This is a genomic window from Bacillus sanguinis (assembly GCF_018332475.1).
Lineage (GTDB): Bacteria > Bacillota > Bacilli > Bacillales > Bacillaceae_G > Bacillus_A > Bacillus_A sanguinis.
The window spans coordinates 1-7,000 of the sequence record NZ_BOQB01000200.1 but is presented as its reverse complement, the minus strand read 5'-3'; the positions used below and the strand labels follow the sequence as shown (position 1 = coordinate 7,000).

Here is a 7,000-nt window from a genome sequence, read left to right as displayed (position 1 = left end):
TCTAAGTATCGTGAAGATTTGAATGAAAGTATCATGAAGAAATTGAGAAAAAAATAAATGTAATACGTAATATCGACTGATTAGCTGGTTATAAATGTGAACTGCCACCATCGCTATTCAGTTATATTTTTAAACCACTACTAAGTAATACAGAATATCAGTGATACTAAATAGAGGGTATAGGTAATTTATTATATAAGGGGGAAAAAGTATGAGCAATGCAGCGATTTCTATAAAAGGGTTAAAAAAATCTTTTAAAGATAAAGAAGTCTTAAAGGGCGTGAATGTTGATGTGCAGCGTGGTGAAATTTTCGCGCTGCTAGGCTCAAATGGAGCTGGCAAGACGACAACGGTCAATATCCTTTCGACGTTAATGAAGCAAGATGATGGTGAAGTAAGTATTTGCGGATTTGATATTAAGCGTCAACCAGATCATGTTCGGCAAAGTATCAGTTTGACAGGGCAGTTCGCAGCTTTAGACGGCATGCTTACTGGGAGGGAAAACTTGATCATGATCGCCAAGTTACGTGGTGTTTCTAGTCCCGCTCAAGTCGCTGACAATCTACTTGCAAGATTTAGCCTGACAGATGCGGCCAACCAGAGGGCAGATCAGTATTCAGGCGGGATGAAGCGCCGACTTGATATCGCAATGAGTTTAATCGGGGCGCCAGCAGTTATTTTTCTAGACGAACCAACGACTGGACTTGATCCAGAAGCGCGGATTGAAGTGTGGGATACAGTTAAGGAACTTGCTGGCAGTGGCACAACGATCTTGCTCACAACTCAATACTTGGAGGAAGCAGAACAACTGGCTGACCGTATCGCTATTTTGCATGGCGGAAAAATTATTACGACAGGTACTCTTACTGAACTAAAAGAGATGTTCCCGCCAGCAAAAGTGGAGTATATCGAGAAGCAGCCGACATTGGAAGAAATTTTCCTTGCGATTATTGGTAAAAAGGGGGAGATGTAAATGAAGAGCAAAACAGGAGTATTACTAGGGCGTTTAATGCGCAATATTATGCGTAGTCCAGATACAATTATTACTGTAGCGATTACACCAATTATGATGATGCTATTGTTTGTCTACGTGTTTGGCGGCGCGATAAAGACAGGAACGGAAAACTACGTTAATTATTTATTACCGGGAATTTTGCTAATGGCTATCGCATCCGGTGTAGCTTACACTTCCGTGCGACTCTTTACGGATGTAAAGAGTGGACTGATGGCACGTTTCATTACGATGCCTATTAAGCGCTCATCGATATTATGGGCTCATGTTTTAACCTCTCTTGTTGCTAATGTACTTACTATCGTAGTTGTTATTCTTGTTGCGCTCTTAATGGGATTCCGTTCCAATGCGAATATTCTAGAGTGGCTTGCAGTAGCTGGGATATTAGGAATGTTTACGTTATCGCTAACATGGCTAGCTATTATTCCAGGGCTGAAAGCAAAGTCTATGGAAGGGGCGACAGCATACTCGTACCCACTCGTTTTTCTTCCATTTATTAGTTCAGCCTTCGTACCTACTGAAACGATGCCAAAAATTGTTCGTGCATTTGCTGAGAATCAGCCTGTAACTTCAATCGTGAATGCGATTCGTGCTTTATTATATGAAGGAACTGTTGGCAACGATATTTGGATTGCACTCGCTTGGTGCGTCGGAATTATGATTATTGCTTACTTCTTCGCTAGTAAAGCATTTAAACGTCAGTTAGGGTAAGTGAATTAAGTCATCCGAAATTATATATATTTTTGAAAAAGCACGGGGAGATTTTCCGTGCTTTTATCATTTGCTGTGCACTCATGGTAGAAAATACGGATTATCTCTCATGGGCAATATAAGGAGATTCGTTCTTGTAAAACTTCTAATACTTCTTCAGGCATTTCCCTTATTGTAATATCTTTCCCTAGGAAAAGCAGCCAATTTGTTATCTCTGTCAGTTCATCGGAATTGTTAACATCGATAAATGTTTTTAAAATGGCTGTAGATTGATAAGGATTTGTGTAAGATATTGAAACTTTGAAAGGATGGTATTTTTTGAACTGTGCAATTGCTGTCGGACCAAGTTCAAGTACAAGGTTAATTGCTTCAGCCTTCTTACTTAGTTTTTCTAAAATCTTTTTCTTATTGAGCCTTTTATTCGTCGTGTATGGTTCGATATTGGTGAGATCATCGACAGGAAACATCCTCTTCTTTTCTTCTTTTAAGTCAAACCCTTCAATGATCCATTGGCTTTTTTCTTGATACAGGTGTAATAGATAAACTGGATAAGACTTGATTTCTTCATCTTCTTTAATGGTAATCAATAAATGGTTATCCAAAAGAAGGATTTGAATAAGTTTTTCTAACATAGGGTGGGGGAGATCAGAAAGCTCAAGTAGATCAGGATTATGAGGATTAGTCCCTTGGAACAGCAAGAGTTGATTTAAAAGAACAAGGTCATCTTGCTGAGTTTCTGAGATGAGTCCTAGTAGTTTTTCGGATAAAGATTGACGACTCTTTAGGTAGGGAAGTTGTTGATTCCTCGTAGCCATAAAGGCAATAAAAAGAGCTTTCACTTCATTATCAGTAAAGCGAACAACGGGCAGGATAGAATTATGCATAACAAAATATCCACCCGTTCTCCCAACTTCAGCGACAAGTGGCATTCCCATAGCTTCAATTTCTCTAATGTCTCTAATAGCTGTCGATCGTGATATGTTAAATTCTCGTATGATTTCAGTAATTGTAAAGTGGGAGCGATTGTTGATATATCGCATAATTGTATTAATCCGTTCAACTTTTTTCATTGGAATCTCCTAAACAGTATCATTTTTTGACATGATTTAAAGTTATTATAAACTCATCAGATGAAAAGATAAATCATTTGATTCATTTTAAAAAAAGGAAGGTTTTGAATATGAAAAATTATACGATTGAAGAAAAAGATAGCTTTATTGTGTTAGGTATTGGAACTGAAATTAAGAGTGAATATACAGATTTTGTTGGAATAAAAAAAGAAAAAGACGACTTTTGGTCGGCTGTTAAAGAAGATGGTCGGCTGGATACTTTAAAAGCTCTAGCTACAAATGATTACATTTTTTCTGTGAGCGAAGCAGTGAATAACAAGATGATGTATTATGCTGGTGTTATGACAGAAGCACAAATAGAAGAAGAATCTAGAGTGATCCAGTTTCCTAAGGGAGAATACTTAGTAGTAAAAGGGGAAGATAAGACAGCTGAAGAGCTAAGTAATAAGCTTACTGGTATCGCCTTCGGTCAGGCTTTACCAGATGCAAATAAGTTTGCTTATGTTGGTGGGCCGAATACAACAGTTGAGATGGGACAGAGAGACGGCTTAGTATTTGGTGAAATGTGGATTCCAGTTGTTAGGAAATAAAGTGATAAAAGGTAAGAATATGGAAAGTAGAGGCTAACAATATTGAATTGTTGGCCTTTTTGACATAAATAAATTATTCATATGCTACTACACATTATGTTCTGATAAAATGGAATAAAAGGAAAATAATGTAAGGTGGTGGCAGGTTGAATAAAAGACGGATATTTGAGCTATTCATAGTAGTGTTTGTTTTTCTATTCCTTCATGTAAGCACATATACCAATGAAAAATTCAACGATAAATTGGGGTCCTTTACTTTCGTTGTTCTATTTCTTATCGTGTATATCAACGCTATATTTATAGAACGGTATTTTGATGATATACAAAAGTGGGTTCGAAATATCACAATTTGTTTTGCTTTGTTAGTAGTTGCTTTAGTATCACTATGGATAGGTTATTTTTAAATCTCTCTTTAAGAGAAGGCGTAGTTATATGATTACCATACATTCGATCCGATCATATTACTTAGCTGTATCGGCTTATATTAATCTTTTCTCTCCTTAATCATGATAAAATGTACAATAGGAAATTTTATGTAGCATAAAGGGGGAAGGTTTATGGTTAGCTTTAGTACTTTGTTAGCCTTTGCAATTGTTTCGCTTAGCATGGTTTGTTCACCGGGGCCTAATATGATTTATCTCATTTCTCGTTCTATTACGCAAGGGCGTATGGCAGGATTTATTTCTCTTTTGGGCATTATGCTCGGATTTGTAATTTATATAATCGCAACAATGTTCGGACTTACAGTTCTATTCCTTGCTGTTCCTGCTGTCTATGAAATAGTCAAGTGGGCAGGTGCCGCTTATTTGCTTTGGCTCGCCTGGAATTCGATAAAACCGGGTGCTACTTCTATTATGGAACCTCGTACTATTTCTAATGAGCCACCACGGAAATTATTTTTGATGGGGCTTATGACTAATCTTCTAAATCCAAAGATTGCTATTTTATATGTGTCACTGTTACCTCAATTTGAAGATCCTGAGAAGGGATCGTTGCTTCTACAAGGTGCAGTTTTGGGTCTTACGCAAATCACTGTTAGCTTTATAGTCAACCTCCTAATTGTATTTACAGCAAGTCGGATTGCGAAATGGTTTGGCACACGCCCAACGTGGCTACGAGTGCAGCGTTGGCTTATGGCAAGTGTTTTAACGGGGCTTGCTGTACGTCTTGCTTTTGAACGTCGACAGTAAGAGAAGAGGTATGTAAAAAAACAGATTGGTTGTAAGCATAATATATAACGTCTAAAAAGCTACCTTTGCTAAAAACTATTCACCCCTCTCATAAACAGAAGCCACTTTTTATGAGAGGGGTTTATTCAATTTAAGTCTATAAAAATTGAATGAAAGCAATATAAGTTCTCACTTATTTAGAATAAGAGGAAAGATGATGTTTTATTTGTTCAATAAAATATTGATGATGTATATTATCGTTAGATACTCGGCTTGCCATAATAGCGCCCTCCATTGATGATGCAAGAAAAGAAGCGAGCGATATAATGTCTATATCTTCTTTAAGTTCTTGTTTCTCTATTCCTTCTTTTATGAGAGAAGCCATTAACATTACTGTATCATCATAGCCTTTTGCCGCTGCTGTTTGTAATTCTGGAAATACTCCAGTACTTTCAATTGCGCTATTAAGCAATGGACAGCCTCCAGCAATAGGGGGATTATTAGCTGCATCTTGATATACAAGGAAAATTGAAAGGATTTTATCAATTGCTGTCTTTTTATTTTCCATTGCTGTATGAAAATGACTCCACATAATCTCACCACTTTTGTCGTAGGCAGCAAGGACAATTTCTTCTTTATTTTTGAATCTACGATAAATAGATCCTTTAGGTAGTTCGGTAGCTGTCATTATATCCTGGATGGATGTGCGTGTTATTCCATTAGTATTAAATAAATATAAAGATGTTTCAATAATCTTTTCTTTTACCTTATCAACTTTAGTCATGCTTTGTAATCCTCCTAATAAAAACGAGCTTAATATTCCAGGTAATGTTTACCCTCTATTTTCTTGATTTTTTTGTAAGTATAAATAAGTTTGGAGCAAAAATATCTTATTAATCCCTATCTGATGGAATCCTCAAACAATACAGTTTGAAAAGAGGTTAATCAAATTGTATTATCTATATTGTTTGAATGAATTTGCTGTCAAAAATAGTATGACCAGTTAGTTAATTCAGTCATATTATACAACTAATTGTATATAAAATCGTATAAGGTGAAAAATATATAGTTAATTTTAACGTATAGACATATGAGTATTATATATAATTTTAATTAATATGTTTAGCTAAAATGTTTGCCACTTTCACTTCGTTTAATTAGGATATCTTGCGATTAATATCTGTATCACTTCATACTATAAAGGACGAATCGTTAATAATGAATGAGTACTGGAATTTGATTGTAAATAAGAAACTGAGATATAAATTTATTTGCTTTTACCGTTTTGATGTTGTTAATAATTTATAAAGGGGGTTTAAAAAACTAGAAACTTATAGTATCATTAGTTTCCGGACCGAACCGTCCGGTTTTAAAACTTATATATATTTAGAAGGAGAACGTTATGCAGAAAGAAAAATCAAAGATTCTAAGTAATTTCATTATGGAGGTAGTAAAGTGAACTTTATTAAAATGAATACAAAAGAACTTATTATGCTAATAGTTTATACAATGTTTGCACTACTTCAAATTGGTTTGTTCATATTATTTGGCATTTCACTTTTAACTAATAGTAATTTAGTTGAATCAGAATTTGCCCTTAGTGCCATCGGTTTGACTGTACCTGCTATTGTAGGAATAATTTTCTTTAGGAAAGAAATTATTGAAAGTTTTACTTATTTTAAAGAGAAGATAATTTTGAAAATAGTAAGTATTCCTATGGTGGTTTTATTTACGGTAATTGTGGAACAGATTGTTATGCGTGTTCTAGCAACTGGTCAGCCAGAGAACCAAGAACAGCTCCTTGAAAAGGGCGCGGAGACACCTCTTATATTTACATTGCTTGTATTTGGTATTCTAGGTCCAATACTTGAAGAAATTATATTTCGTCATATAATATTGAATCGTTTTTCACATTATATTGGTACTGCTATTGCATCTATCATTTCGATTCTAATTTTTACACTCCTTCATACGAATCAGCTTTCGGATATTGCTATTTATTTACCTGGCGCAGTGATACTTACTGCGGCTTATCTTATTTCTAAAAGATCTCTTGCATATGTCATGGCGATACATATATTAAACAATTGCCTTGGTTTCATTCTGTAAGAAATTAAACTTAGCTCTGTTATGAAGTTGAAAACTAGATACAGATATTGATAAATGAGGAGTACAATTTAGACAGCGACTTATGATTCATGTAATTCCTTGCACTTCAAAAAACCACAGTTTGGGTGTAAACTGTGGTTTTTTATATACAAGCCCCACACCTCGCTATTAAGCTAAGCCCCTACAACGTCAATTTTGATCTTGTTAGCTTAATAGTAGCCCTATTACAATTAAAACAATATGTCCATATTGTTTTAATTACTTTTTTAATAATATAACTTAATAAATTTCAATATATGTTATGTATAACAGATATTTTATTTAATAAAATAGGGGGAA

General features: G+C 35.0%; 8 protein-coding genes. 6 read left to right on the top strand and 2 right to left on the bottom strand.

Annotation, left to right across the window (positions count from 1 at the left end):
• Positions 1–211: 211 nt before the first annotated feature.
• On the top strand, positions 212–973 hold the full coding sequence (locus tag KI369_RS20410; RefSeq protein WP_212957190.1) for an ABC transporter ATP-binding protein: 762 nt from the start codon (positions 212–214) through the stop codon (positions 971–973).
• Complete coding sequence (locus KI369_RS20405) at positions 974–1,723, top strand: ABC transporter permease (protein ID WP_212957189.1); 750 nt, start codon at positions 974–976, stop codon at positions 1,721–1,723. It begins immediately after the preceding gene.
• 107 nt (positions 1,724–1,830) lie between these two features.
• On the opposite strand, the gene KI369_RS20400 is transcribed toward KI369_RS20405, so the two are convergent.
• On the bottom strand, positions 1,831–2,793 hold the full coding sequence (locus tag KI369_RS20400; RefSeq protein WP_212957188.1) for a helix-turn-helix transcriptional regulator: 963 nt from the start codon (positions 2,791–2,793) through the stop codon (positions 1,831–1,833).
• A gap of 110 nt (positions 2,794–2,903) precedes the next feature.
• Between KI369_RS20400 and KI369_RS20395 the strand changes: the two genes are divergently transcribed.
• The 3 genes from KI369_RS20395 (at position 2,904) to KI369_RS20385 (ending at position 4,573) form a co-directional block, all read left to right on the top strand.
• Positions 2,904–3,383 carry a GyrI-like domain-containing protein gene (locus KI369_RS20395; RefSeq protein WP_212957187.1) on the top strand — a complete coding sequence of 160 codons (480 nt, stop codon included), beginning with the start codon at positions 2,904–2,906 and terminating at the stop codon, positions 3,381–3,383.
• Between the two features lie 146 nt (positions 3,384–3,529).
• Positions 3,530–3,787 (top strand): DUF3963 domain-containing protein, encoded by a 258-nt coding sequence (locus KI369_RS20390; RefSeq protein ID WP_212957186.1) that lies wholly within the window; start codon positions 3,530–3,532, stop codon positions 3,785–3,787.
• 153 nt (positions 3,788–3,940) lie between these two features.
• Positions 3,941–4,573 (top strand): LysE family translocator, encoded by a 633-nt coding sequence (locus KI369_RS20385; RefSeq protein ID WP_212957185.1) that lies wholly within the window; start codon positions 3,941–3,943, stop codon positions 4,571–4,573.
• A gap of 172 nt (positions 4,574–4,745) precedes the next feature.
• Here KI369_RS20385 and KI369_RS20380 read toward each other — a convergent pair whose 3' ends face one another.
• A complete protein-coding gene (locus tag KI369_RS20380) occupies positions 4,746–5,336 on the bottom strand; it encodes a TetR/AcrR family transcriptional regulator (protein ID WP_212957184.1) in 591 nt (196 codons plus the stop codon).
• Between the two features lie 671 nt (positions 5,337–6,007).
• Between KI369_RS20380 and KI369_RS20375 the strand changes: the two genes are divergently transcribed.
• Positions 6,008–6,661 carry a CPBP family intramembrane glutamic endopeptidase gene (locus KI369_RS20375; protein ID WP_212957183.1) on the top strand — a complete coding sequence of 218 codons (654 nt, stop codon included), beginning with the start codon at positions 6,008–6,010 and terminating at the stop codon, positions 6,659–6,661.
• Positions 6,662–7,000 lie beyond the last annotated feature (339 nt).

What these genes read in the sequence shown, in the direction of transcription:
- KI369_RS20410 (WP_212957190.1), top strand. Translation starts at nt 212, where the DNA reads ATGAGCAATGCAGCGATTTCTATAAAAGGGTTAAAAAAATCTTTTAAA.
- KI369_RS20405 (WP_212957189.1), top strand. Translation starts at nt 974, where the DNA reads ATGAAGAGCAAAACAGGAGTATTACTAGGGCGTTTAATGCGCAATATT.
- KI369_RS20400 (WP_212957188.1), bottom strand. Translation starts at nt 2,793, where the DNA reads ATGAAAAAAGTTGAACGGATTAATACAATTATGCGATATATCAACAAT.
- KI369_RS20395 (WP_212957187.1), top strand. Translation starts at nt 2,904, where the DNA reads ATGAAAAATTATACGATTGAAGAAAAAGATAGCTTTATTGTGTTAGGT.
- KI369_RS20385 (WP_212957185.1), top strand. Translation starts at nt 3,941, where the DNA reads ATGGTTAGCTTTAGTACTTTGTTAGCCTTTGCAATTGTTTCGCTTAGC.
- KI369_RS20380 (WP_212957184.1), bottom strand. Translation starts at nt 5,336, where the DNA reads ATGACTAAAGTTGATAAGGTAAAAGAAAAGATTATTGAAACATCTTTA.